The sequence below is a fragment of the Spirillospora sp. NPDC048819 genome (genome assembly GCF_040650055.1).
Lineage (GTDB): Bacteria > Actinomycetota > Actinomycetes > Streptosporangiales > Streptosporangiaceae > Spirillospora.
Genome location: NZ_JBEZGN010000008.1, coordinates 208,453 through 232,785, shown reverse-complemented (window position 1 = coordinate 232,785; position 24,333 = coordinate 208,453). Strand labels below are relative to the sequence as shown.

Below are 24,333 nucleotides of genomic sequence, written 5' to 3'. Positions count from 1 at the left end.
CGGGGGCGAGACCCCGGGTCAGCCCGCGGAACAGGCGGCCGGCCGGCCGGGGCAGAGCGTGCGCTCCCGCAGCCAGCACCAGCGGCGCAAGCGTATCGTGCAGGCGGCCGCCGCACTGGCGTCGCGCGGCGGCATCGAGGCGATGCAGATGCGCACCGTCTCCGAGCGCGCCGGGGTCGCCCTCGGTACCCTGTACCGCTACTTCCCGTCCAAGATGGACCTGGTCGTCGCCGTCGTCAGCGAGGAACTCGACCTCCTCGAAGGCAGCATCGAGCGCCGCCCGCCCCGCGCCGGCGACGCGCCGCAGCGCGCGGTGGAGGTGCTCATGCGCGCCACCCGCGGGCTGATGCGCGAACCGGAACTGGCCGAGGCGCTGATCCGCTCCCTGCTGCTGTCGGACGTCAAGACCGACTTCGGCGACCGGATGACCGGCCTGCTGCTGCTCGCCTCGTCCGGCCCGCCGCAGGACATCTCCGACGACGACCCGCGCCGCCTCGTGGCCCGGGCGCTGGCCGGCATCTGGACGATGGAGATGATCGAGATGCTGCGCGGTAACGCCACCGCGGAGGAGATCCAGGCCCGCCTGGAGATCTCCGCCGCCCGCCTGCTCATCGACCCCTGACGGCGGAGGGCGGGCGACCGTGTCGCCCGCCCTCCCTCCGGAAGTCAGGGCCGCTGCCCCGGCCTGTCCACGATGCCCGCCTTGAGGCGGACGGTCAGGTTCATCAGGTCGCCCTTCTCCACCGATCGGATGCCGTCGAGGCCACGGGTCGTGTGGTCCTCGATCACGACGGACCGTTCACCCAGGTAGCGATAGCTCTCCTCGTCGAGCAGCAGTTCCCGGTGCAGGTAGCCCTCCGTGACGCGACCGAGCCCCACCGCCGGACGTCCCGCCGCGTCCACCCGGCCCTTCACGAGCGTCACGCCGGGAATCTTCTTGATCGCCCGGAACACCGCCGCCTCGATCTTGGGCGGCAGGACGTTGGTCCGCAGGATCGCACCGAACATCGCGTACGCGGTCGAGTACCGTCCCTCCTTCGTCGCGCCGAGCCCGCCCATCTCCTTGTAGATCCACTTCAGCAGCGCGTCCGGATCGGCCGGCAGCGCGGCCAGCGAGGCGTAGTCGGACGGTGGCGTCGTCGGCATCATCCCGGCGAACCGGATCTTCCCGTCCTCGATCGTCGCCGACTTCGTGCCGTCGGCACGCTGCCAGTTGCGCGTCACGACGTCCTTGTCGGGGTTCTTGGAGACCGGGCCGTTCGGCGTGGGCCCGCTCCGCACCCGGGACTCGATATAGATCCACTGGTCGGGTCGGGGCGGTGTGAACGTGCGCGTCTCCGCCGCGCGTGCCGCCCGTTCGAGCGCCTCGGACGCGTTGGCCACCGGGCCCGCCGGGATCCCGGGCACCACCGGGCGGGGGTTGCCGTCCCGGTCGGTGCCGCCCGCGGTCTGGACGACCGTCACACCGACCGCCACGGCGGCGGCCAGGGCTCCCACGGCCACGAGCCGGACGCCGAACCGCGACAGCCGGAACCGCCGCCTCGGCACACCGGTCGCGCGTTCGAGCAGGGCCGTCCGGGCGGCGGCGCGGGACGCCTCCGCGGGCGCCTCGGGCTCGGCCCAGGCGTCGCGCAGAATCTCCAGGTCGTTCATCGGTCGATGTCCTCTCCAAGGGTCGTGGGATCGGTCTCGCCCAGCGCGGCGCGGATCTTCGTCCGGGCCCGGTACAGCCGGGAGCGCGCCGTCCCGGCCGGGATCCCGAGCGCCTCGCCCGCCTCCCGCACGCCGAGCTGCGCCCAGGCGACGAGCAGCAGGACGTCCCGGTCGCCGCGCGAAAGCCCGCCGAGCGCCGCCGCCAGCGGCCCCCGCGCGGCCTGCGCGTCCACCTGCCCGGCGACCCGCTCGTCGTGCCCCTCGGCGGCCTCGGACGCGCCGGCCCGGGCCAGCGCCCGGTACTGGCGCGCCTCCGCGCGGTGATGCCGGGAGATGAGGTTGGACGCGATCCCGTACAGCCACGGCCGGGCGTCGTCCCGCGACAGGTCGTAGCGGTCGCGCCGGTCGAACGCGATGAGGAACGTCTCGGCGGCCACGTCGTCGGCGGGCCCCCGCCCGAGCCGCCGCGCCGCGTAGCCGTGGATCGCCGCGTAGTGGCGGTCGAAGAGCGCGGCGAAGAGCTCCGGCTCGTGCCGGGACCGCCGCAGGATCTCGGCGTCGCCGGTGGTCACCGCGACCATGCCGGTCTTTCTCGGGTCATGTCGTGCCCTTCCGGAGCATTGGATGTTCATCCCTGCTTCGCCGAACGCCCTCCATGCGTTCGCGCCGTTCGGGCGAAACGCAATCAACTGTGAAAAGCCAGTCGGGTGCGATGCGTTGTCCACGGCGTTCAGGCGGTCCAGCATTCCGGGCATCGGGGCGTCCATCCCTCACCCCCACCCCCCAGGAGCGCCCACATGGCCCGCAGACACCTGGTGCTGGGCGTCATGGCCGTTTCCGGCCTGACCGCGTCGCTGGCGACCCCGGCGCACGCGCAAGCCCCCACCGCCCCCGACCGGCCGCAGGTCACCGCCGCACCCGCGGACCGCGCCGCCGGAATCCAGAAGCACCTGAAGATCTCGCTCGGCGCGGCGTTCGGCGGCGCCTGGGTCGAGCACGGCTCCAAGGTCGTCGTCGCCACCACCGACGCCGCGTCCGCCCCCGCGATCAAGGCGGCCGGCGCGGTGCCGAAGGTGGTGAAGTACACCGCCCGCGACCTCGGCGCGGTCCAGAAGAAGCTGAACCGGCACGCCGGGTCGGCCCCCCGGTCGGTGACCGCCTGGTACGTCGACCCGGAGACCAACCGCGTCGTCGTCAAGGCGTCGTCCAAGGCCGCCGTGAAACGGTTCGCCGAGGCCGGCGGCGTCGACGCCGCGGCGGTGCGCTACGTCCACTCGACGGCCACGCCGCGTCCGCTCTACGACATCGTCGGCGGCGAACGGTACTGGACGCCTTCGGCAGGCTGCTCGGTGGCGTTCTCGGTCGACGGGGGCTACGTCACCGCCGGCCACTGCGGCGACCAGGGCGAGACGACGAGCGGCGCCAACCAGGTCGCGCAGGGGGCGTTCGGCGGCTCCTCGTTCCCCGGCAACGACTACGCGTGGGTCAACACCAACAGCCAGTGGACGCCCACGCCCACCGTCAACAAGTGGGACGGCACCTACCAGACGATCCACGGTGCCGTGGAGGCACCGGTCGGCTCCGAGGTCTGCCGTTCGGGTTCCACCACCAACACCCGCATCTGGTGCGGCCAGATCCTCCAGCGCGGCGCGACCGTCCGTTACGCGGAGGGCACGGTCACCGGGCTGATCCGGACCGACATCTGCGCCGACCCCGGTGACTCGGGCGGCGCGCTGTTCACCCCGGAGGGTCAGGCGCAGGGCATCACGTCCGGCGGCTCGGGCACCTGCCGGGACGGCCAGGGCGGCGGGGACGAGATGTACTTCCAGCCGGTCGGCGAGGTTCTGCAGATCCTCGCCCAGCAGGGCCGCGAACTCGTCACCTCCGGCGGCGGACCCGGCGACCCCGGGCCGGGCGACCCCGGCGCCTGCGACGGCCGCCAGGACACCGCGACGGGCTCGCTGAGCTCCGGCGGCAGCGACTACCAGCCGGACGGCAGCTACTACCGCAGCACCTCCTCCGGAACCCACTCGGCCTGCCTCGACGGTCCCGACGGCACCGACTTCGACCTGTACCTGCAGAAGTGGAACGGCGCGGGATGGCAGACGGTGGCGCAGTCGATCAGCCCCACCCCTGACGAGAACATCTCCTACAACGGCACGGCGGGCTACTACCGCTACCGGGTCCACGCCTACAGCGGCTCGGGCCAGTACACCCTCGGTTTCGACGCTCCGTGACCGCTCCCCCGGCCGCCCTCCCGCGGGGCAGCCGGGGATCCGGTTCCGGTGCGTCACCGTCCTCTCACGCACTAGCCTTGAGCCCGACAGCGGCCAGGACGAAGAAGGTGTGCCAGTGACCGAGCAGGAACCGATCCTCAGCGACGGGGTCATCATCGAGTTCATCGATGGCAAGGACGTTCCCGTCCAGCACAAGGACTTCGGTGAGAGGGCCGTCGTCATGCGCGACGCCAAGAACCCCGCGGGGCCGATCCTCTACTTCACCGAGGCCGAGTGGGACGCCTTCATCGCAGGCGTCAAGGACGGCGAGTTCGACGATCTTCTGGAAGAGGACCCCACCGAGGCCCCCTGAAGCACGCGGCGCCCCCGGCACACCGCCGGGGGCGCCTCAACACGTCCCGCAGTCCACTCGCGGCGTCAGAGGACGGGTCAGACCCTGGCCTCTTCCCCGACGGCCCCGGCCGGTGAGACCGGCGCCGCCACCGGTGCCCGGCGTCCGGGCATCCACCAGTTGGCCTTGCCGCACAGTTCCATCACCGCCGGGACGAGGATCATCCGGACGATGGAGGCGTCGATGAGCACGGCGACGGCCATGCCCAGGCCGCCCTGCTTGACCGCGACGTCGGGGCCGAGCAGCGAGGTCGTGAAGACGGCGATCATGATGAGCGCCGCGGTGGTGATGACCTTGGCGGTCCGCGCCAGCCCGCGGGCGACGGCCGTCCGGGTGTCGCCGGTGCGCTCGTACTCCTCACGGACCCGCGAGATCAGGAAGACCTGGTAGTCCATCGACAGGCCGAACAGGACCGGGAACATCACCATCGGCACCCAGGTCGTGATCGGCATCTCGGTGGGGAAGCCGAGCGCCGGGCCGAACCATCCCCACTGCACGACCGCGACGATCACGCCGTAGGCGGCGCCGATCGACAGCAGGTTCACCACGGCGGCCTGCAGGGCGATCGTGACGGACCGGACCAGCGCGATCAGCAGCAGCATGGACATCGCGATGACGACCGCGATCATCAGGGGCAGGCGCGAGCCGACCTCGTCGGCGAAGTCGATCGTGCCGGCGTTCGGGCCGCCGATGTGGACCCCTTCGCCGCCGGGCGTCGTGGGCAGCACGTCGTCGCGGAGGCGGTGCACCAGGTCCGCGGTCGCCTCGTCCTGGTATCCGGTCGTCGGGAAGGCCATGAAGGTGGCGGCCCGCCCGTCCTGGCTGACCTGGGGCGGTGTGACGTGGGCGATGCCCTCGGCCGCGCCGACCGCGCCGACGACGGGACGCAGATCGGCGTCCTTGGAGTCGACCAGGGTGGCGAAGACCAGGGGCGCGCCGTAGCCGGGACCGAACCCCTCAGAGATGATTTCGTAGGAGGTGTAGCTGCTCCTGTCGTGGGGCTGGACGCTGGCGTCGGGCTGGCTCAGCCGCATCGACAGCGCGGGCGCGGCCAGCACCAGCAGAACCGCGCCGGCCAGCAGCGCGGCGACCAGCGGCCTGCGCTGCACCACGCCCGCCCAGCGCTCGGCGGGAGTACGACGCTCCCCGGACGGGGCATCGGCGGGCCCGTCCCGGCGGGAGGTGCGCCGGGGCAGCCGCAGCGAGTTGATCTTGTGGCCGGTGAAGCCCAGGAACGCCGGCAACAGGGTCAGCGCGGCCATCATCGTCACCAGCACGGTCACCGACGTGGCGATGGCCACTCCGGTCATCAGCCGCTGTCCCATGACGATCAGGCCGAGCAGTGCGATCACCACGGTCGTGCCGGCGAACATCACCGCGCGACCCGCGGTCGTGATGGCCGTGACCGTGGCGCTCTCGGGGTCGTCGCCTCCCTGCAGGCCGTCCTTGTAGCGGGTCACGATGAACAGCGCGTAGTCGATGCCGACACCTAGCCCGATCATCGCGGCGAAGAGCACGGTGAACTCGGGCGCGGGCAACACGTGCCCTACCAGCTTCATCAGGGCGATGCCGCCGAGGATCGACATCAGCGCGGTCACGATCGGCAGGCCCATCGCCACCAGCGACCCGAACGCGATGAACAGGACCACCGCCGCCGCCAGGACGCCCACGCTCTCCGCCGGGCCCTGCGCGGGCGTCTCGGCCTTTTCGGCCTTCTCCCCGCCGAGCCCCAGCGTCACGCCGTCGCCGGAGGCGTCCTTGACCGTGTCGACCAGCGGCTTGACCTCGGCCTTCTCCGCTTCCTCGTCGGTCAGCGGGATGGTCGTGCGGGCGATGCGGCGATCATCGGTCACCAGGTCCGTGTTCTGATACGGCGACGTCACCGGTCCCGTGACGGGTGAGGCGGACAGATCGGCGATGACCTTCTCGATTTTCCGCCGGGCGGCCGGATCGTCGATTCCCTTTTCCGCCTTGATCGCGAGAGTCAGCGTGTCCCCCTGCCGCTCGGGGAAATGCCTTTCGATCAGCTCCTGCGCCTTGGCGGACCCGGAATCCCCGCCGGAGAAGTCGTTGTCGGGGGCCGCGCCGTAGCCGAAGCCGGCGAACGCCACGGCGATCACGCCGACGATCCAGGTCAGGAGGACCAGGCGGCGGCGCCGGTAACAGAACCGGGCCAGTCCCGCCAGGACCCCGCCCGCGGCCGGAGTCTCGGTTGACATCATCTCTCCCCAACTCTCTTCTTTTTCACAATGCGCCCCGATTCTGCCCGCCGGACACATTGCCGGTCGTCCCCCACACGCATGCAATTCGCGCTACCGCTAATGGCGCATTCCGTTACCGCGGAAGCCGCAGGAATCGCGGAAGTACTGCGTGCGCGGTAGCCGGCCGCTCGTCCGCCGGCAGGAGTCGCACGCGGCGCCGCGCGGCTAAGGTGCGCCTATGAGCACAGGACTGGCGGTCGCCTGGACCAGGGCCGGACGCTGGGTGATCGCGGCATGCGTGACGGCGACGCTGCTGGCCACCGCGCTGGCCGGGGACCACCCCGGCACGGATCTCGACGTACTCGGCTACGCCCTGCTGGTGGCGAGCGGCCTGGTGCTGGCCGCCGGCCGCCGGGCCCCGGTCCCCGTCCTGGCCGTCACCGGGCTCTGCGCGCTGGGCTACCAGGCCGTCGGTTTCGACGTGCCCGCCGTCGCGTACCTGTTCGCGGTGTACGCCGCCGTACGCGCGGGGCACCGCATCATCACGCTGGCGGCGAGCGTGGCCCTGCTGGCCGCGCTACCGCTCGCCGCCATGGCCTCCCCGGCGGACGGGCCCGCGAGCGACGCGTTCGCACAGGCCAGGGGGGCGCTTGAGATCGCCTGGCTGATCGCCGCCGGTGCCGCCGGTGAGGCGCTGCGGCAGGCCGAGCGGCGGGCCGACGAGGCCGAGCGCACCCGGGAGGAGACCGCCCGGCTGCGCGCGTCCGAGGAACGGCTGCACATCGCGCGGGAACTGCACGACTCGCTGACCCACCAGATCTCGATCATCAAGGTACAGGCCGGAGTCGCGGTCCACCTGGCCCGCAAGCGCGGCGAACAGGTACCGGAGGCCCTGCTGGCGATCCAGGAGGCCGGCCGTGAGGCGACCCGGGAACTGCGGGCGACCCTGGAGACGCTGCGCGACGACGCCACGCCCCCCTCACATGGGCTCGACCACGTCCCCGACCTGGTGGAACGGGCCCGCTGGACGGGTCTCAACACGACCCTGACGATCGAAGGCCAACGCCACGACGTGCCGACGGCGGTGGACCGGACCGCCTACCGGATCGTCCAGGAGTCGCTCACCAACACCGCCCGCCACGCCGCCGCCTCCACCGCGTCGATCCGGATCGACTACCGTCCGGACACCCTCGCCATCCGAGTCGACGACGACGGCAAGGCCATGCCGGGAACCGCCCCCGTGCCGGGCGTCGGGCTGCTCGGAATGCGCGAGCGGGTCACCGCCCTGGGCGGCCGCCTGCGCGCGGAACCGCGCAGCGAGGGCGGCTTCAGCGTCGAGGCCGAGTTCCCCGTGGGCGGGCCGCAGTGATCCGCGTCCTCCTGGTCGACGACCAGCCGCTCCTCCGCGGCGGATTCCGCGCGCTCCTCAACGCCGAGGACGACATCGAGGTGGTCGCCGAGGCCGCCGACGGCGAGCAGGGCCTTGCGCTCATCAGGGAGCACCTCCCCGACATCGCGCTCATCGACATCCAGATGCCGGTCATGGACGGCATAGAGACGACCCGCCGCATCGCAGCGGACCCGGCCCTCGCCGGCGTGCACGTCGTCATCCTGACCAACTACGGCTTCGACGAGTACGTCTTCAACGCCCTGCGCGCCGGCGCCGCCGGATTCCTGGTGAAGGACATCGAGCCGGAAGACCTCCTCCACTCCGTACGCGTCGCCGCACGCGGTGACGCCCTGCTCGCACCGTCGATCACCAGAATGCTGATCAGCCGGTACGTCGCACAGCCGCTCAACACGGGAGCCGGCACGGAACTGAAGGAGCTGACCAACCGCGAACGCGAGGCCGTCGCCCTGGCCGCGCAGGGCCTGTCCAACGGCCAGATCGCCGACCGCATGGTGATCAGCCCCGTGACCGCCAAGACCCACCTCAACCGGGCCATGATCAAACTCCACGCCCGCGACCGCGCCCAACTGGTCGTCCTCGCCTACGAATCCGGCCTGGTAACCCCCCGAACCCCCTGAACGAGAGACAACCACGCCACAAACGACGTCAGTCGAACAGCTCGTCGGCGGACGACGCCGTCACTGCGCGGGTTGCCCACTCGGTGAGCTGCTCCTCGTCCGTGCAGGCCATGATCCGCTCACGCGCCTCGTCGGACAGACTCAGCCCGCGAGCCTCAAGCACGACGAACAGAACCCTTATCTCGCCCTCAACTCTGCCGATGGCTTTGTTACGGAGGAAGAGGGCGCTCTTCTTGATCTCGTTGCCAGTGGTGCTCACCGCGGTCAGTCGAACAGCTCGTCGGCGGAGTCCACCGTGATGGCCCGGGCCAGCCACTCGTCCAACCGCTCCTGATCCCGGCAGGACAGAATCCGCTCACGAACCTCATCCGACACCGACAGGTCCCGCGCGGCGAGAACCTTCAGCACCGACCCCGCCTCCCCGAGGGCTTGGTGGCGGAGGAAGAGGTCGCTCTTGAACTTGTATTCGGCGGTACCAGTGGACACGAGTTCCTCCAGGATGCGACGCGCCAGCCTCGGCAGCGCGCTGACCACAAGGTCAGTGTACAGATCGGCGTTTTCGTGGCCGGCGTTCTCGATGGTGGCGAGGGCGGCGTGGGTGATCTCCAAAGACTCCCTGGTGGGGGTGCTGACGTTGGCCAGCGTGCTGATGATGGCCAACTCGGGCATCTGCGCCGCCTGCTCGGTCGTGGTGACGAGCGGCTTGGTGCCCGGGCCGACTACCAGGGGCTTGAGGGTGAAACCGGGGTGGCCGATCCTGATCGGCTCACGTGCCCACTCGGCGACCGAGCGCTTGGGGCAGATGACGATCAGGTAGCACGGGCAGGCGGTTTTGCCGTGGAGCGTCGTGAGGTAGACGGGCCAGGACTTGCGTTTCCGCAGGTCCTTCTTCTGCTGCATTTCCGCGACGACGGCGAGGGTCGTCTCCGCGGAGCCCCCTTCGCACATCTCTACGACGTTGTCGGCTCGGTAGGCGGTCGGGGCGATCTGGGTGCACTCTTCGGACGTCGATCTGATCACCAGGTCGTCCCCGACCTCGATGTCGAACGCGGTGCGCAAGATCTGGGCTATGACCTCCGGGTTGTCGCGGATGATCTGGATAGGTCCTTCGTGGACTGCGGTGACCATGCACGGAAAGTTACTTTGGCATCACGGTTAGATACCTTGACTATCCAATGACTCAGCGTGTGGCTTACATCACAGTGGGTTATGGGTGGGCTGGTTGGGCTACGAGGTGGTTTGGGCGGTAGCGGATGAAGGCTGAGGGGTCGAGGGAGAGGGACTCGGCCGCCTTGTTCAGGGACGGGGCGGTCGTGTTCGGCCAGTGGCCGGTCTTGACGCGCTTCTCCAGGGCCTGGAGGGAGGCCATGTATTCGGACGCGGTGAAGTTGCAGTGGCCGATGCGGTGGACATAGGCCTGGCGCAGGAGATGGGTGCGGCCGGCCCGCCGGACGGACGCGGCGTACTCGGCCTGGTGCTCGACCGGGACGAGCTGGTCGGAGATGGTGTGGATGTTCAAGGCCGGGACGTTGACGCGGCCGGTCGGCTGGGAGGTGCGGGCCATCCAGGCGAGCGGGCGTGGTTCGACCTTCTTGGCGGCGGTGGCGGTCAGGTGGGACAGGTCTGCTTTCAGGTTCAGGCCCGCGGCGCGGTAGAGGGCCTTCACCTGGCGGTGGTTGCCGGACTCGTGGAGTAGGCGCGAGTGGTTCAGGCCCTGGTTCCAGGCGCTGTCGCCGCCGGAGGCCAGGTTGATCCAGTAGCGGCCGCCGAAGATGAAGTTGAGGACGCCGCCGGACGTGAGCCACTGGTACTGCTGGTGCTCCTGGGCGGCGTAGTCGTGGCGGGGCGGCGGCGCGTCGCCGGAGAACCAGGGTGACTGGTTGAGGAAGGCGGACGCCAGGGCGATGCGGGCGCGGCCGGCGGGGGTGGCTTGGGCGTCCCTGACCGCTTGGGTGAGCTGGGCTCCCGCGGCCGCGGCCTCGGCGGGAGTCTCGTAGTTGGTGAGCTTGATGTCCTGGTCCGGGGCCAGGAGCGTGGCCACGGTGTGGCCTGCGTTGAGCTGGTAGTTGTTGAGGTCGACGCCGCCGGCGACGATGCCGCAGGCGGTGAGGACGCCGTCCACCCCGCGAGTCTCGGCGATCTTGGCGCTGACGAGGCCGCCCATGGACTGGCCGAGGGCGAGCGTGATGCGCGGGCGGCCGATGATCTCTGAGACGGCGGCGCCGGTGGCGAGCTGGTCCCGGACGGCGCTGCCCAGGGCCCAGAGTGAGCCCGAGGGGTCGTAGGACGAGCCGGCGAGGGCGTAGCCGCGGTCGAGCAGGGCCTTGCCCGCGGCCTCGCTGGGGCGGTTGGCCGGGGTGAGGGGGCCGAACCCGTGGCTGAAAAGGACGAGCGTCCCGTTCCAGTCGGCCGGGACGTCGGCGATCCAGGTGGCTCCGTCGGGGAGGGTGCCGGTGTAGTGCGCGGGGCCCGCGAGCGCGTGGGCGGCGGTCGGGGTCAGGGCTGCGGGGGACGCGAGGACGGCGGCCACTGCGATGGTCGGCAGTCGTTTCATGGTGATCCTCCGGCCTGGGGGCGGGCTCAGAATTGGATACAAGTGCCACGAACGTCAAAATTTTGTCGAACATCGCAGAATGTAGGCAGATTCCCTGCGGCAGTCAATGCTCTGCCTAGTTTTGGCCTAGCCGACGATGTGCTCCGGGCGGACCGGGACCCGGGGCAGCGGACGGCCGGTGGCGTCCCTGATCGCGGCGACGATGGCGGGGGTGGACGAGAGCGTCGGCGGCTCACCGGCGCCGCGCAGCCCGTAGGGCGCCGCGGGGTCCGGGTTCTCCAGGATGTCCAGGCGCATCGGCGGCATGTCGAGGATCGTCGGGATCAGGTAGTCGGTGAAGGACGGGTTGCGGACGAGGCCGTCCGACACGACGATCTCCTCCATCACGGCGAGGCCGAGGCCCTGCGCGGAGCCGCCGTGGATCTGCCCCTCCACCCCCGTGCGGTTGATGATCCTTCCGACGTCCTGGACGGCGGCCAGCTCGACGACCTTGACCAGGCCGAGGTCGACGTCCACGTCGACGACGGCGCGGTGGACGCACAGGGCGAGCTGGGTGTGGCTGGCGCCCTGGCCGGTGACGGGGTCCATCGCCGTCGTGGGCCGGTGGTGGTATTCGCGGGTCTCCTCGATGACGGCGTCGCCGAGGACGTCCTCGATGGTGCCGAGCACGCCGTCCGAGAGGGAGACGATCTTCCCGCCGGTGGCGGTCAGGCCGGTGGCCGTCGCGCGGCCGAGGCGGCGGGCGGCCAGGGCGAGGAGTTCGGCGCGCACCGCCTCGCAGGCCGTCTTGACCGCGCCGCCCGTCATGTACGACTGGCGGGACGCGCTGGACGAGCCGGCGTCGCCGGCCCGGTCGTCCGCCGGGGCGATGGTGACCCTCTGGACGCCCAGCTCGGTCCGGGCGATCTGCGCCTGGATCGTCACGAGCCCCTGCCCGACCTCGGCGGCGGCGGTGTGCACGAGCACGGTCGCCTCGCCGCCGATGACCTCCAGCCGGACGCGGGCGGTGGAGTAGTCGTCGAAGCCCTCGGAGAAGCAGATGTTCTTGATCCCGACGCCGTACCCGACGCCCCGCGCGACGCCTTCGCCGCGGGTCGTCTGGGAGACCCCGCCGGGCAGGTTCCTGATGTCGGACGGGTCGAGCGGTGGCGGCATCGGCATCGCCTCCAGCCGGGACAGCATCCCGGCGAGCGGCGCCGGCGAGTCGATGACCTGCCCGGTGGCGAGCTTCGAACCCTGCGAGACGGCGTTGCGGCGGCGGACCTCGACGGGGCCGAGGCCGCAGGCGGCGCCGAGCTTGTCCATCATCGACTCATAGGCGAAGCAGGCCTGGACGGCGCCGAACCCCCGCATGGCTCCGCACGGCGGGTTGTTGGTGTAGACGCCGTACGCGTCGATGCTGATGTTCGGGATCTCGTACGGGCCGACGCCGAGTGAGGCCGCGTTGCCGGTGACGTTCTTCGTGGACGAGGTGTACGCGCCGCCGTCGAGGACGATCTCGACGTCGGCGTAGAGGAGCCGCCCGTCCGACGTGGCGCCGTACTCGTACCGCATCTGCGCGGGATGCCGGTGGACGTGCCCGAAGAACGACTCGTACCGGTTGTAGGACATCTTGACGGGGCGGCCGGTGTGCAGCGCGAGCATCCCGGCGTGGATCTGCATCGACAGGTCCTCGCGTCCGCCGAACGCGCCGCCGACGCCCGCGAGCGTCATGTGGATCTGGTCCTCGGCGAGGCCGAGGCAGGGCGCGATCTGCTTGAGGTCGTTGTGAATCCACTGGGTGGAGACGTAGAGGTCGACGCCGCCGTCCTCGGCCGGAACCGCCAGGCCGGACTCGGGGCCGAGGAACGCCTGGTCCTGGATGCCGACCTCGTACTCGCCCGACACGACGACGTCCGCCCGGGATCTCGCGTCGGCGACGTCGCCGACGCGCACCGGCTGGTGGCGGGTGATGCCGCCGAGGTCCTGGACCTTCAGGCCCTCCGGATCGGCGATCACGGCGCGCGGGTCGGTGATCGGCTCCAGCACCTCGTAGCCGACGGCGATCTTCTCCATCGCGCGCCGCGCCGTCTCCGGATGGTCGGCGGCGACGAGCGCGACCGGCTCGCCCTCGTGCCTGACCTGGTCGATGGCGAGGACGGGCTGGTCCTCGGTGTGGTCGATGCCGAACATCTTGCGGCCCGGCACGTCCTCGTGGGTGAGGACGGCGCGGACGCCGGGCATCGCGAGCGCGGGCCCGATGTCGATCGACCTGATCAGTGCCCGGGGATGCGGGCTGCGCAGGGTCGCGCCCCACAGCATCCCGTCCATCCACAGGTCGGACGCGTACGCGAACTCGCCGGCGACCTTGAGCGTCCCGTCCGGCCGCGGCGCGCTCTCCCCGACGCCGCCCAGCCCCGGGGCGGCGACATGACCGGGGCTTTTCACCGGGGACGCCATCAGAGCACCTCCTCCGCGAGCCGCATCAGGCGGCGGTGGGCGTCGGCGCCGCGCCGCCCGGCCTCGTCCTGCGGGACGGTGACGAGCGTGTCGTCGTCGACGACGGTCCGGCCGCCGACGAGGAGGCGCTGGAGCGGCGGGGTCTTCCCGAACGCGAACGCGACGACCGGGTCGGCGACGGCCGCGTGGAAGCCGTCCACCCGCCATAGCGCGATGTCGGCGAGCTTGCCCGGTTCTAGGGTGCCGATCTCGTCGTCGCGGCCGAGGCAGCGGGCGCCGCCGAGCGTCGCCATCTCCAGGGCCTGCCGGGCGGTCAGCGCGGTCGGCCCGGACCGGGCGCGCTGCATGTAGATCGCCTGCCGGATCTCCCCGGCGAGGGGGACGAGTTCCGCGGACGCCGACCCGTCCACGCCGAGGCCGACGGCCGCGCCCTCCTCCAGGAGGCGGGACACGCGGGCGATCCCGGCGCCGAGGCGGGCGTTGGAGCTCGGGCAGTGCGCGGTGCCGGTGCGGGTTTCGGCGAGCCGCTTGATGTCGGTGTCGTGCAGGTGGACGCAGTGCGCGAGCCACACGTCGGGGCCGAGCCAGCCGATCGAGTCCATGTACTCGGTCGGCGTCATGCCGAACTGCTCCGTCGTGTGCTCCTCCTCGTCCAGCGTCTCGGCGAGGTGGGTGTGCAGCCGCACGCCCTTGGCCCGCGCCAGCTCCGCCGACCTGGCCAGCAGTTCCCTGGTGACGGTGAACGGGGAGCAGGGCGCGACGGCCACCCGCAGCATGGAGCCGGGCGACGGGTCGTGGTAGCGGTCGATGGCGGCCTCGGTCTCCGCGAGAATGGTGTCGAGGTCTTCGACGACCTCGTCCGGGGGGAGCCCGCCCTGCGACTCGCCCCGGTCCATCGACCCGCGGCACGGGTGGAACCGGACGCCGATCTCGGCCGCCGCGTCCACCTCGGCGGCGAACAGGTCGCCGCGTCCCTTCGGGAACAGGTAGTGGTGGTCGGTGGACGTGGTGCAGCCCGACTTGGCGAGCCAGCCGAGGCCCGCGCTCGCCGCGCCCGCCACGACCTCGGCGTCCATCTTCGACCATGGCTTGTAGAGCGTGGTCAGCCACTCGAACAGGGTGTTGTCGACGGCGAGGCCCTGGCTCGCCCATTGATAGAGGTGGTGGTGCGTGTTGACCAGGCCGGGGGTGGCGAGGCATCCGGTGCCGTCGATCCGTTCGGCGCCGCCGGCGGCGGGGGCGGGGCCGGGGCCGACGGCCGTGATCCGGTCGCCGTCGATCACGATGTGGCCGCCCGGGTGCTCGCCGCCGGACACGGTGACGACGTGGGCGTTCTCGATGACGATCGTCATTTCGCGGCCGCCTTCCGCTCGGCGGCGAGGCGCACCGCGTCCAGGATCTTCTCGTAGCCGGTGCAGCGGCACAGGTTGCCGGCGAGCGCCTCGCGGATCTCGGCGTCGGTCGGCGCGGGGTTCCGCTCGATCAGGTCGTGCGACTGGACGATGAGGCCTGGCGTGCAGAACCCGCACTGGACGGCGCCGCTCTCGGCGAACGCCTCCTGGACGGGGTCGAGTCGCTCGTCCCCGGGCTGCCCCTCGGCGAGGCCCTCCACGGTGCGGACGTCGCGTCCCTCCGCCTGCCCGGCCGCGACCAGGCACGCGCAGGCCGGGACACCGTCCAGGTAGACGGTGCAGGAGCCGCATTCGCCCTGCTCGCAGGCGTTCTTGGAGCCGGGGAGGCCCATCCGCTCCCGCAGCATGTAGAGCAGGCTCTCGCCCTCCCACACGTCGTCCACGGTCTCGTGGGAGCCGTTGACGGTGACGTTCACGCGCATCAGGAAGCCTCTCTCCCGGAACCGGCCGGCGCCCCGGCGCGGTGGTCGTTCCAGGCCCAGGTCAGCGTGCGGCGCGCCATCACCGCCAGGGCGTGCCTGCGGTAGGCGCCCGTCCCCCGGACGTCGTCGATCGGCGCCGCCGCCTCCGTCACCAGTTCGCCGAACCGCCGCGCCGCCGGATCGGCGAGCGGTCCCCGGCCGTCCCAGTCCAGTTCGGCGGAGATGAACGCCTCGGCGGCGGTGGCTCGGCGCGGTGTCGGGGCGGCCGACCCGAGTCCCGTCCCGACGCGCCGCTCCCCCGGATGCAGCGCGACCGCGAACGAGCAGACCGCGATCACCATCGCGTTCCGCGTGCCGATCTTGGAGAAGTACTGCGGGCCGGACGCGGGCGCCGTCCAGAAAGCGCGGATCAGCTCGTCCGGCTCCAGCGCGTTCCGCTTCACGCCGGTGAAGAAGTCCGCCGCCGGGATCATCCGGACGCCGCGCGCCGCCGACTCGGCCTCGATCTCGGCGCCGCCCGCCAGCAGCGGCGGGTGGCCGTCCCCGGCGGGCGACGCCGCGCCGAGGTTCCCGCCGACCGTGCCCCGGTTGCGGATCTGCGGCGACCCGACCGTCCGGGACGCCTGCGCGAGGCCGGGCAGCCGGCCCCCCAGCTCGTCGATCAGCCGGGTGTAGGTGACGCCGGCGCCGACGCGCAGCCGCCCGTCCGCCGTGTCCCACTCCGCCAGGTCGCGGACGCGGGTGAGGTCGAGCAGCGCCTCCGGCCGCCGCGCATCGAAGTTGATCTCGACCATGACGTCGGTGCCGCCCTGGAGGGGCAGCGCCCCGGGCCGCTCCGCCTTCGCGGCGAGGGCGTCCGCCCAGCTCACCGGTCGCAGGAAGTCCATGTCTCGGTGTCCCTAGCTCCCTCGGTAGGTCGAGTAGGCGAACGGGCTGATCAGCAGCGGCACGTGCAGATGCCGTCCCGGATCGGCGACCGTGAACGCCACCGTGACCTCGGGATAGAAGTCCGACAGGCCCGCCGTGTCGAACGTCAGCCGGTGCACCCCGGCCTCGATCGGCGCGTCCCACTCCCTGATGCGGCCGTCGGCGTCAGTGCGGGCCGCGGCCAGGGGTGTCCAGCCGCCGTCCGCCGCGCGCCGCTCCAGCCGGACGGCCACGCCCGCCGCCGGCAGCCCCTTCGCCGCGTCCAGCACATGCGTCGACAGACCCAACGCTTCCTCCGATACGACTCCGCTCCAGGGTGACCAGGAGGCTTCCTCCCCTCACTGCCCGAGTACACACAGCCGCCCGGGGGCCGGTCGAGGCACAGGACATCCGAACTGTGCCGCCATCGACGAGCCGGCGTTTGTAGGTTGCTACATATGAGGTTGCGTTCCCTGCTTGCGATGCCCGCGCTGCGGCTTGAGGTCGTCACCGGGGAGGAGGAGCTCGACCGGACGATCCGCTGGGTCGTCACGACCGATCTCCTCGACCCCGGCCGCTACCTGCGCGGGCGGGAACTCGTGCTGACCGGGCTCGTCTGGCGGTCGGGGCCGGCCGACTCCGAGACGTTCGTGCGGGCGCTCGCCGACGCGGGCGTGTCGGGCCTCGCCGCCTGGGACCTCGCGCTGGGGACCGTCCCGGACGACCTGGTCGAGGCCTGCCGCCGGCATCGGATCCCGCTGTTCAAGGTGCCCGAGGACGTCGCGTTCGCGACCGTCACCGAGGAGGTCGTCCGGCATCTGTCCGGTGCCCGCGCCGCGGACCTGACCGCCGTCCTGGACCGGCACCGCCGGCTCGTCGAGGGCACCGGCCTCGGCGCCGTGCTCGACCTGGTCGGCCGTGACCTCGGGATGCGCTGCCACGTCCTCACCCCCACCGGACGGGTCGTCGCCGGCCCGCGCCCCGCCGAACCCGCCGCCCTGGCCAGGGCGTTCCTCACGGCGCCGCGGCTGCCCTGCCACCTCCCCCGGCTCGACGCCTCGATCTTCGCGGTCGCCGAGGACACCACGTCCCGCGTGGCCGACTGGTTCATCGCCTGCGAGGGCGACTTCGCCGACTGGCCCGCCGAGCGCCGCACGCTCACCACCGAACTCGCCGCGATCGTCGCGCTGGAGAGAGCCCGCCAGAACACCGAACACCGCTTCGCGCAGGAGGTCGTGACCGCCGCGGCCACCGGCGCCGAGATCGGCCCGAGGCTGGAACAGGCGGGGTTCGCCCCGTCCACCGAGTTCGTGGCGGTCGCCGCCTCGGCCCACGGCACGCTGCGCCCGGGGGAACTGCGCACCGTCCTCACCGAGGTCCTGCCGTGCACCCGGCCGCTCGTCGGCCTGCTGGACGATCAGGCCATCGCCCTCGCCCCGGCGACCGGGCAGGACATCGTCGGCGAGATCCAGGACGCCCTCGACGCGCTGGTCCCCGGCCTGTCGGCCGACGGCATCGCCGTGGGCGTCAGCGACACCGTGCCGGCGGGCGGCCTGCGCGGCGCCGTCGAGGAGGCCCGTTACGCGCGCCGCCTGGCCGCCACCCGGCTCCGCATCTCCCGGACGCCCGAGTCGCACTCACCGGTCCGCGTCGTCCGCCACGACGAACTCGCCACCCACGTCCTGCTGCTCGCCAGCGTCCCCGACGACGTGCGCCACATGTTCCAGGTCCGCCTGCTGGACCCGCTGCGCGCCTACGACGAGACCCACGGCGCCGACCTCGTCCGCACCCTTGAGACGTTCCTCCAGAACTCCGGCTCATGGACGCGCTGCGCCGAGCAGCTGCACCTCCACGTCAACTCCGTCCGCTACCGCGTCCAGCGCATCCAGGACCTCACCGGCCGCGACCTCTCCCGCCTGGAGGACCGGGTCGACTTCTTCCTAGCCCTCCGCCTCATGCACAGCCCCGAGCAGGGACCGGGCGGTGGGGGCCGGCCGTAGCGCCTCCGGCTCCGGAACGCCGTCGGGCAGGACGACGGCCGCGAGATCGGCCGTGATGATCACGACGTGTGCCGGAGGATCGCCGGGACGATCGTGTCCCAGGTGCGGCGCGGGAGTTCGTTGCCGGTGCCCGGCAGGGTGATGAGCTCGGCGGCGGGGATCTCGGCGGCGAGGGCCCGGCCGTTGCCGGGCGGGAAGAACGGGTCGTCCTCGCCGTGGATCACGAGGGTCGGCGCGGTGACGCCGCCCAGGCGTTCGCGCCAGCGGGGGCCGCTGTCGAGGGCGGCGAAGACGGTCGCCATCTGGTTGGCGCGATGGGCCTTGCCCGGGTCGGGGACGGCGGGGGTGCGGTCGTAAACGCGTTCGATGTTCTCCCGGGCCTCGGCCTCGTCGAACGCCGGGCCGGAAAGGTGGCGCGCGTTCTCCAGCATGAAGGCGACGGCGGACGCGCGGTCCGTCCAGTCGATCTTGGGCCGGTCCATGAAGTGGGCCATCAGTTCGGGTGCGTGCCCGGGCAGGTCGGAGTCGCTGGGGCCGGGAGCGGTCGGCCTGGTGGCGATCAGGGTGAGGGACGCGACGCGGGCGGGATGGTCGAGGGCGAGGAGCTGGGCGATCCAGCCGCCGACCCCGAAGCCGACGACGTGCGCGGAGGTCAGGTCGAAGGCGTCCAGGACGCCCGCGGCGTCGGCGACCAGGTCGCGCAGCGTGTACTCGGGAGCCTCGGGGTCGGCGGCGGCGGATCGTCCGGTGTCGCGCAGGTCGTAGCGGACGACGAACCGGCGCAGCGCCGCCAGGCGGGCGCAGAGGTCGTCGTGCCAGGTGAGCATCGTGTTGCCCACCAGCAGGATCGGCGCGTCAGCCGGGTCGCCGAACGTCTCGGCGCACAGTTCCACCCCGTTGGTCTTGATGAACTTCTCCATGAAGGGTTGGACTGCCCGGACGCCCGAAACTCATCCCTGCTGGGCGGCGATGGCGTTCAAAGCCTCGACGGTGCTCGCTTCGGCCTTCGCCTTGTCGATGCCGAGCTCGGACAGGGCGCCCGTCCCGTCCTCGAATTCGAGGAGGGCGAGCAGGATGTGCTCCGTGCCGACGTAGTTGTGGCCGAGGCGGAGAGCTTCGCGGAAGGTCAGCTCCAGGACCTTCTTTCCGTCGGCGTCGTAGGGGATGAGGTCGGGGACGTGCTCGGCCTCCGGGGGGAGCGCGGCGGTGGCGGCCTGGCGGACGGAGTCGAGCAGGACGTCCTGCGCGATGATCGCCTTGGCGGCGAGCGCGTCCGGCTCCGACAGCAGGCCGAGGACGAGGTGGACGGGCCGTATCACGTCGTTGCCCGCCGCGCGCGCCTCGTTCATCGACGCCATGACGACGTTGCGGGCTCGCTGGGTGAACCGCGAGAAGCCCTCGGCGGGGTCGAGGTCGCCCGTCAGCCCCTTGGGGACGAACCGCTTCTGCGCGGCCTGCTTGGTGACCCCCATGCTCCTGCCGATGTCGGTCCAGGAGGCGCCGGAGCGCCGGGCCTGGTCGACGAAGTGGCCGATGAGGTGGTCGGCGACCTCGCCGAGGTGCTCGGCGGCGACGACCGCGCTGGTGAGCTGTTGAAGGGCGTCGGTGTGGACCTTCTTGATGCCGTCGATCAGCTCGTCGAGCCTGATCTGACCGACCGGCCGGGTGGGTTCCGTCATGCGTCAACCATAGGTTGACGATTGGAGGGTCGTCAACCCGAGGTTGACGATTACCAGCGGGCGGCTCCGGCGAAGGTCGTCGCGTGCGGGTCGTAGCCGAGGACCTCGCGGGCCGCGGTGATGTCGAGGGTGCGCTCGACCGCGAGATGGCTGATGGCGTAACGGGTGAGGCGCGGCGGTTCAGGCCGTCCGGCCAGCAGGAACGCGCCCTCGATGACGGCCGCGAGGGGGCGGGCGGCGGCCGCCGGGACGTAGACGGGCCGCGCCCTGATCCTGCGCTCGCGGAGGATCTCGCGGAACGCGTCGTCGATCGTCACCGGGGCGGCGTCGGCGACGTTGAAGACCCCCGAGGCGGCCCGGCCGGTCGCGGCAAGGACGCACGCCTGGACGAGGTTGCCGATCGAGGTGAGGCTGATCCGCTGCCGTCCCGTCCCGGCGGCGGGCAGGAGCGGCCCCCGCACGGCGGACAGGACGCGCGGCAGCAGCGTCGTGTCCCCCGGCCCGTAGACGGCGTGCGGACGCAGGATGATCGCGTCGCGGCCGGCCCGCAGGACGGCACGCTCGGCGGCGGCCTTCGACGCCCCGTAGGCGTTCATGTAGCGGCGCACCGGCGCCTCGTCCTCGGCGGCCATGACGCTCGGGCGGAACGGGTCGTACACGCTGGCCGTGCTGACGTGCACGAACCGGGCACCGGGGAAGGACGTGAGGGCGCTTCGGGTCCCGGTGAGGTTGGCGGCGAAGAGTCCGGCGGCCGGTCCCCAGTCGGTGACGCTGCCCGCGCAGTGGACGACCGCGTCGACGTCCGGGGCGTCCGGGATCGGGCCGTGCGTGAGATCCCACGACCGGTAGGCCGCGCCGCCCAGATGGGCCGGGGCCACGGCGGGACGGCGGCCATAGGCGAACGTCGCGACGCCCTCGGACGCCAGCGCCCGGCACACCGCACCGCCCACGAAACCCGAGGCGCCCGTCACCGCGATCCTCACGGCGTCACCAGTTCGCGGAGGCGGTCGCGGTCGAGCTTGCGCGTCCGGCCGGAGCGGGGCAGCTCGTCCACGACGACGATGCGGTCGGGGAGGGCGTCGTGGTCGATGACGTCCGGGAGGCCGCGCCGCAGACGGGCGGGCAGGTCGGCGGGGCCGACCACCGCCAGCACGACCTCCTCGTCCCCGGTCTCCGGATCGGGCACGCCCACGATGGCGGCCTCGGCCACGCCGGGCAGCGCGGCGATCGACGGCTCGTACAGGCCGGGGTAGAGGTTGAACTTGCCGCGGATCAGCATGTCCTTCTTGCGTCCCGTGAGGACGAGGCGCCCCTCGTCCAGCCGCGCGAGGTCGCCGGTCGGCAGTTCGGCGAGCGGGTCGGCGCCGAGGTAGCCGCGGCACAGGTTGGGGCCGGACAGCAGCAGTTCCCCGTCGTCGGCCAGCCGCGTGCCGACACCGGGAAGCGGCGCTCCGAGGAGGTCGCCGGACGCGGTGTGCGCGAGTTTCTCCTCCGCCGAAGCGATCGCCACCGGCAGGATCTCCGTCATCGCGTAGACAGACAGGACCTCAGCGGTCGGCGCCGCCGCGACGGCCCGCCGCAGGATCGCCGGAGGCGCGGGCGCGGCGCCGAGCAGCACGTACCGCAGCGTCGGCGGGAGCTCGGGAGACGCGTCCAGCACCTCGGCGAGGTGGACGGGGACGCAGAACGTGTGCGTGGCTCCCCTGTCCCGCATCAGCCGGGCGAAGTCGGCGGGCAAGGTGAAGAGCGGCGGCATCGACCAGCGCGCCCCGGAGATCAGCGTCGGCAGCCCGAGCATGAGCTGGTCGGTGTGGACGACGTCACCGGGGCCGAGCGGCAGCCGCGCCCGGAAGAGGTCGAGGGCCGCGGCGAGGGACGCCTGCGTGTGGACGACGGCGCGCGGGTCCGCCGTCGTCCCCGAGGTGAAGATCACGGCGGCGGGGGCGCCGGGGTCGGCGTCGGTGCCGGGCTCCGGCGCGTCCCCCCGCACCAGGCGCGCGAACGACAGCGCCCCGCGCGGAACGCCGGGCAGCCGCCGGCCGACGTGTATGTGCCGCATCGGCTCCTCGCCCGGAATCTGAAGGTCGGCGAGGTTCGGCAGGAGCAGCCCGCGCCGCCGCGCGTACGCCCGGACGGGACGCAGCCGGCTGCCCGCGTACAGGACCGACTCCGCCGCCGACCAGCGCGGGCGGGCCAGGCTCAGCCGCGCGGTGAACATCTCCGGCCCGGCGCCCGGATCGGCGAACACGACCACTCCCCCGGCCGCGACCACGCCCAGCGCGAGGACGAGCGACTCCGGCGACGGCCGGACGGAGAACAGCACCCCGTCGCCCGGCGCGAGCCCGCCGGCCAGCAGGCCGTGCCGGACGGCCAGCACCCGCCGCCGCAGCTCGCCGTAGGTGAGTTCCGCACCGTCCCCGGCGACGAGCGCGACGTCGCCGGGCGTCCGGGCGGCCTGGTCGAGCAGCCGCCGGACCAGGGTCATCTCGTGCCCCGATCCGCGCGGACGGACAGGTGCTCGTACGTGGGGATCAGCACGCCGCGCGCCGCCGCACGCCGCGTGACCCTGAGAGGGGCGGCGGTCAGCACCGTCCGGGCGACCAGCCTGATCTGCGCCATGGCCAGCGGATACCCGATGCAGAAGTGCGGACCCGCGCCGAACCACAGCCGCCGCAGCTCCGGCGGGTGGGGACGGTCGAGGTCGAACGGGCCGTGGTCGCGGCAGCAGTTGTGCGTGGCGATCAGGACCCGGTCGCCGGGACGGATCGCGACGCCCCCGACCTCGGCGGGGCGGTGCACGCTGCGCAGCATGACCGGCGTCGGGGTCGTCACCCGCATGGCCTCCTCGATCGCCCGGTCGAGGAGGGCGCCGTCACCGGCGGCGACACGGGCGAGCTGCCCGTGGTCGGCGAGCAGGGCGATCAGGCGCGGCAGCAGCGTGGCGACCGTCTCGGTGCCGGTCAGGAAGAACGCCCCCGCGGCCCCGCGCGCCTCGTCCTCGGAGAGGCCGAGGGCCCGCATCCGGCCCATGACGGTCGACTCGTCGCCCGTCAGGTACGCCTTCGCCGCGATGTCGCCGAGCGGGTCCAGCACGGCGCGGGCCCGCCGCACCTGGGACGGGGAGAGCCGGCGCGTCCGCAGCGACACCATCGAGACGATCCGCTCGCCCTGCTCGAACAGGTCCCGGTATGCCGCCTCGGTCTTGGCGTCCAGGCCGATGACCTCGCCGATCACCGCACCGGCCATCACCCGCGCCGCGTCCACCAGATCGATGGTCGCACCGCGTGCGAGGCGGTCGGTGAGCCGGGCGAGCGGCTCGGCCAGGACGCGGGCGCACAGGGCCTCGGTGTAGGACGGGACGAACAGGTCGGTGAGGCGGCGGCGCAGGGCCCGGTGCGCCTCCCCTTCCATGTTGAGCAGGACGGACGGGCCGAGAACCGGCGTCCACAGCTCGCCCGGCGAGCCGGGGCCGTCCTTGCGGAACGTCCCGCCGTCCATGAGGACCTCGCGGGCCAGGGACGCGTCGTTCACGACGACGCCGACGCCGGGCACGCGGACGATCGGGCCGCGCCGCGCCACCCCGCGCAGCAGCGGGTACGCGAACGGATGCGCGGCCAGGTAGAGGCGCCGTTCCCAGTCCACCGGATGCCCGCGTTTCACCGGATGTCCACGACGGGTGGCCTGTAGCGGTGGTCGGCGTACCAGCCGAGCGTCCTGACCAGGCCGAACGCCCGCAGGCGCCGCACGGAGCCGTACATGACGACGTCCTTGCGCAGCCCGTAGGCGTCGGTGACGCGGCGGACCCGGTTGACCAGCTCGCGGTCCTCGTGGACGTCCTCGATGCGGGTGCGCGGGAAGCCGCCCGCCCGCTCGTACAGGTCTGCGGTGATGGCGAGGTTGCAGCCCGGCATCATGACGTACGGGCCGAGGTAGAGCGGGTCCTGGTTGCCGGGCCGGAACCGTCCGAAGAGGGCGGCGATGTCGATGACGGCCGGGAGCAGGCGCCGCTCCCAGAACTTCAGGGGGAACTCGTCGGTCCGGGGCAGCAGCGGCCCGCTGACCAGTTCCAGGCCCTCCGCGAACGCGCGCCGCACCGCCGCGATCCAGTCGCGGTGCGGCAGGCAGTCGGCGTCGGTGCGGGCGATGTGCGTGGCCCCGGCGCTGATCGCGTGCCGGATGCCGGTGTCGGCGGCGGCCCCGGTCCCCTTCTCCGGTTCGTGGACGATCCGGACGTCGAACGCCGTGTTCCCGGCGGCGAACTCCTTGACGACCTGCGCGGTCCCGTCGGTGCTGCCGTTGTCGACCACGACGAGGGAGAAGCCGGTGTCGGTCTGGCCGGCGAGGCGGCGCAGCGTCGCGCCGATGGAGCGCTCCTCGTCGTAGGCGGGGATGACGACCCACAGGTTCATGG

The 24,333-nt window shown here is 72.3% G+C and carries 23 protein-coding genes; 6 read left to right on the top strand and 17 right to left on the bottom strand.

Annotation, left to right across the window (positions count from 1 at the left end; genetic code table 11):
• Window positions 1-58 precede the first annotated feature (58 nt).
• Complete coding sequence (locus AB0C35_RS14670) at window positions 59-622, top strand: TetR family transcriptional regulator (protein ID WP_358455086.1); 564 nt, start codon at window positions 59-61, stop codon at window positions 620-622.
• 44 nt (window positions 623-666) lie between these two features.
• Here the strand turns inward: AB0C35_RS14670 and AB0C35_RS14665 are convergent, their stop codons facing one another.
• Together AB0C35_RS14665 and AB0C35_RS14660 are read right to left on the bottom strand one after the other, a co-directional pair.
• Window positions 667-1,653, bottom strand: coding sequence for a CU044_5270 family protein (locus AB0C35_RS14665; RefSeq protein WP_358455002.1), 987 nt, complete (start codon window positions 1,651-1,653; stop codon window positions 667-669).
• The gene (locus AB0C35_RS14660) at window positions 1,650-2,234 is read right to left on the bottom strand and encodes a sigma-70 family RNA polymerase sigma factor (protein ID WP_358454999.1); all 585 of its coding nucleotides are present in this window, start codon (window positions 2,232-2,234) and stop codon (window positions 1,650-1,652) included. Before AB0C35_RS14660 ends, AB0C35_RS14665 begins: the two co-directional genes overlap by 4 nt.
• A gap of 216 nt (window positions 2,235-2,450) precedes the next feature.
• On the opposite strand from AB0C35_RS14660, the gene AB0C35_RS14655 reads away from it, so the two are divergent.
• Window positions 2,451-3,890, top strand: a complete 1,440-nt coding sequence (locus AB0C35_RS14655; protein WP_358454997.1) for a S1 family peptidase — start codon at window positions 2,451-2,453, stop codon at window positions 3,888-3,890.
• 115 nt (window positions 3,891-4,005) lie between these two features.
• On the top strand, window positions 4,006-4,242 hold the full coding sequence (locus tag AB0C35_RS14650; protein ID WP_358454994.1) for a DUF397 domain-containing protein: 237 nt from the start codon (window positions 4,006-4,008) through the stop codon (window positions 4,240-4,242).
• A 77-nt stretch (window positions 4,243-4,319) separates the two neighbouring features.
• Here the strand turns inward: AB0C35_RS14650 and AB0C35_RS14645 are convergent, their stop codons facing one another.
• Window positions 4,320-6,500, bottom strand: coding sequence for an MMPL family transporter (locus AB0C35_RS14645; RefSeq protein ID WP_358454991.1), 2,181 nt, complete (start codon window positions 6,498-6,500; stop codon window positions 4,320-4,322).
• Window positions 6,501-6,720: 220 nt separating this feature from the next.
• Between AB0C35_RS14645 and AB0C35_RS14640 the strand changes: the two genes are divergently transcribed.
• Both AB0C35_RS14640 and AB0C35_RS14635 read left to right on the top strand, forming a co-directional pair.
• The gene (locus tag AB0C35_RS14640) at window positions 6,721-7,851 is read left to right on the top strand and encodes a sensor histidine kinase (RefSeq protein ID WP_358454988.1); all 1,131 of its coding nucleotides are present in this window, start codon (window positions 6,721-6,723) and stop codon (window positions 7,849-7,851) included.
• Window positions 7,848-8,510, top strand: a complete 663-nt coding sequence (locus AB0C35_RS14635) for a response regulator transcription factor (RefSeq protein WP_358454985.1) — start codon at window positions 7,848-7,850, stop codon at window positions 8,508-8,510. Before AB0C35_RS14640 ends, AB0C35_RS14635 begins: the two co-directional genes overlap by 4 nt.
• A gap of 28 nt (window positions 8,511-8,538) precedes the next feature.
• On the opposite strand, the gene AB0C35_RS14630 is transcribed toward AB0C35_RS14635, so the two are convergent.
• The 8 genes from AB0C35_RS14630 to uraH form a co-directional block, all read right to left on the bottom strand.
• Entirely contained in the window at window positions 8,539-8,769 is a 231-nt protein-coding gene (locus AB0C35_RS14630) for a hypothetical protein (RefSeq protein ID WP_358454983.1), read from the bottom strand.
• A 5-nt stretch (window positions 8,770-8,774) separates the two neighbouring features.
• Window positions 8,775-9,638 carry a hypothetical protein gene (locus AB0C35_RS14625; RefSeq protein ID WP_358454980.1) on the bottom strand — a complete coding sequence of 288 codons (864 nt, stop codon included), beginning with the start codon at window positions 9,636-9,638 and terminating at the stop codon, window positions 8,775-8,777.
• 79 nt (window positions 9,639-9,717) lie between these two features.
• Window positions 9,718-11,064, bottom strand: a complete 1,347-nt coding sequence (locus AB0C35_RS14620; protein ID WP_358454977.1) for a hypothetical protein — start codon at window positions 11,062-11,064, stop codon at window positions 9,718-9,720.
• 126 nt (window positions 11,065-11,190) lie between these two features.
• Window positions 11,191-13,503 carry a xanthine dehydrogenase subunit D gene (gene pucD, locus AB0C35_RS14615; protein WP_358454974.1) on the bottom strand — a complete coding sequence of 771 codons (2,313 nt, stop codon included), beginning with the start codon at window positions 13,501-13,503 and terminating at the stop codon, window positions 11,191-11,193.
• A complete protein-coding gene (locus tag AB0C35_RS14610) occupies window positions 13,503-14,855 on the bottom strand; it encodes an 8-oxoguanine deaminase (RefSeq protein WP_358454972.1) in 1,353 nt (450 codons plus the stop codon). Before AB0C35_RS14610 ends, pucD begins: the two co-directional genes overlap by 1 nt.
• Window positions 14,852-15,337, bottom strand: a complete 486-nt coding sequence (locus AB0C35_RS14605; protein ID WP_358454969.1) for a (2Fe-2S)-binding protein — start codon at window positions 15,335-15,337, stop codon at window positions 14,852-14,854. The genes AB0C35_RS14610 and AB0C35_RS14605 overlap by 4 nt, the downstream gene beginning before the upstream one ends.
• Window positions 15,337-16,224 (bottom strand): FAD binding domain-containing protein, encoded by an 888-nt coding sequence (locus AB0C35_RS14600; RefSeq protein WP_358454966.1) that lies wholly within the window; start codon window positions 16,222-16,224, stop codon window positions 15,337-15,339. Before AB0C35_RS14600 ends, AB0C35_RS14605 begins: the two co-directional genes overlap by 1 nt.
• Window positions 16,225-16,236: 12 nt before the next feature.
• Entirely contained in the window at window positions 16,237-16,551 is a 315-nt protein-coding gene (gene uraH / locus AB0C35_RS14595; RefSeq protein WP_358454963.1) for a hydroxyisourate hydrolase, read from the bottom strand.
• A 150-nt stretch (window positions 16,552-16,701) separates the two neighbouring features.
• Between uraH and AB0C35_RS14590 the strand changes: the two genes are divergently transcribed.
• Window positions 16,702-18,243, top strand: a complete 1,542-nt coding sequence (locus AB0C35_RS14590; RefSeq protein ID WP_358454960.1) for a PucR family transcriptional regulator ligand-binding domain-containing protein — start codon at window positions 16,702-16,704, stop codon at window positions 18,241-18,243.
• 59 nt (window positions 18,244-18,302) lie between these two features.
• Here AB0C35_RS14590 and AB0C35_RS14585 read toward each other — a convergent pair whose 3' ends face one another.
• From AB0C35_RS14585 to AB0C35_RS14560, 6 genes are read right to left on the bottom strand one after another with little or no spacing between them, the layout of a single operon-like run.
• Complete coding sequence (locus AB0C35_RS14585; protein ID WP_358454957.1) at window positions 18,303-19,163, bottom strand: alpha/beta hydrolase; 861 nt, start codon at window positions 19,161-19,163, stop codon at window positions 18,303-18,305.
• A gap of 30 nt (window positions 19,164-19,193) precedes the next feature.
• Complete coding sequence (locus AB0C35_RS14580; RefSeq protein ID WP_358454955.1) at window positions 19,194-19,922, bottom strand: Clp protease N-terminal domain-containing protein; 729 nt, start codon at window positions 19,920-19,922, stop codon at window positions 19,194-19,196.
• Between the two features lie 50 nt (window positions 19,923-19,972).
• A complete protein-coding gene (locus AB0C35_RS14575; RefSeq protein WP_358454952.1) occupies window positions 19,973-20,905 on the bottom strand; it encodes an NAD(P)-dependent oxidoreductase in 933 nt (310 codons plus the stop codon).
• Window positions 20,902-22,407 carry a class I adenylate-forming enzyme family protein gene (locus AB0C35_RS14570; protein WP_358454950.1) on the bottom strand — a complete coding sequence of 502 codons (1,506 nt, stop codon included), beginning with the start codon at window positions 22,405-22,407 and terminating at the stop codon, window positions 20,902-20,904. Before AB0C35_RS14570 ends, AB0C35_RS14575 begins: the two co-directional genes overlap by 4 nt.
• Entirely contained in the window at window positions 22,404-23,582 is a 1,179-nt protein-coding gene (locus tag AB0C35_RS14565) for a cytochrome P450 (RefSeq protein ID WP_358454947.1), read from the bottom strand. The genes AB0C35_RS14570 and AB0C35_RS14565 overlap by 4 nt, the downstream gene beginning before the upstream one ends.
• The gene (locus AB0C35_RS14560) at window positions 23,579-24,331 is read right to left on the bottom strand and encodes a glycosyltransferase family 2 protein (protein WP_358454946.1); all 753 of its coding nucleotides are present in this window, start codon (window positions 24,329-24,331) and stop codon (window positions 23,579-23,581) included. Before AB0C35_RS14560 ends, AB0C35_RS14565 begins: the two co-directional genes overlap by 4 nt.
• Between the last annotated feature and the right edge of the window lie 2 nt (window positions 24,332-24,333).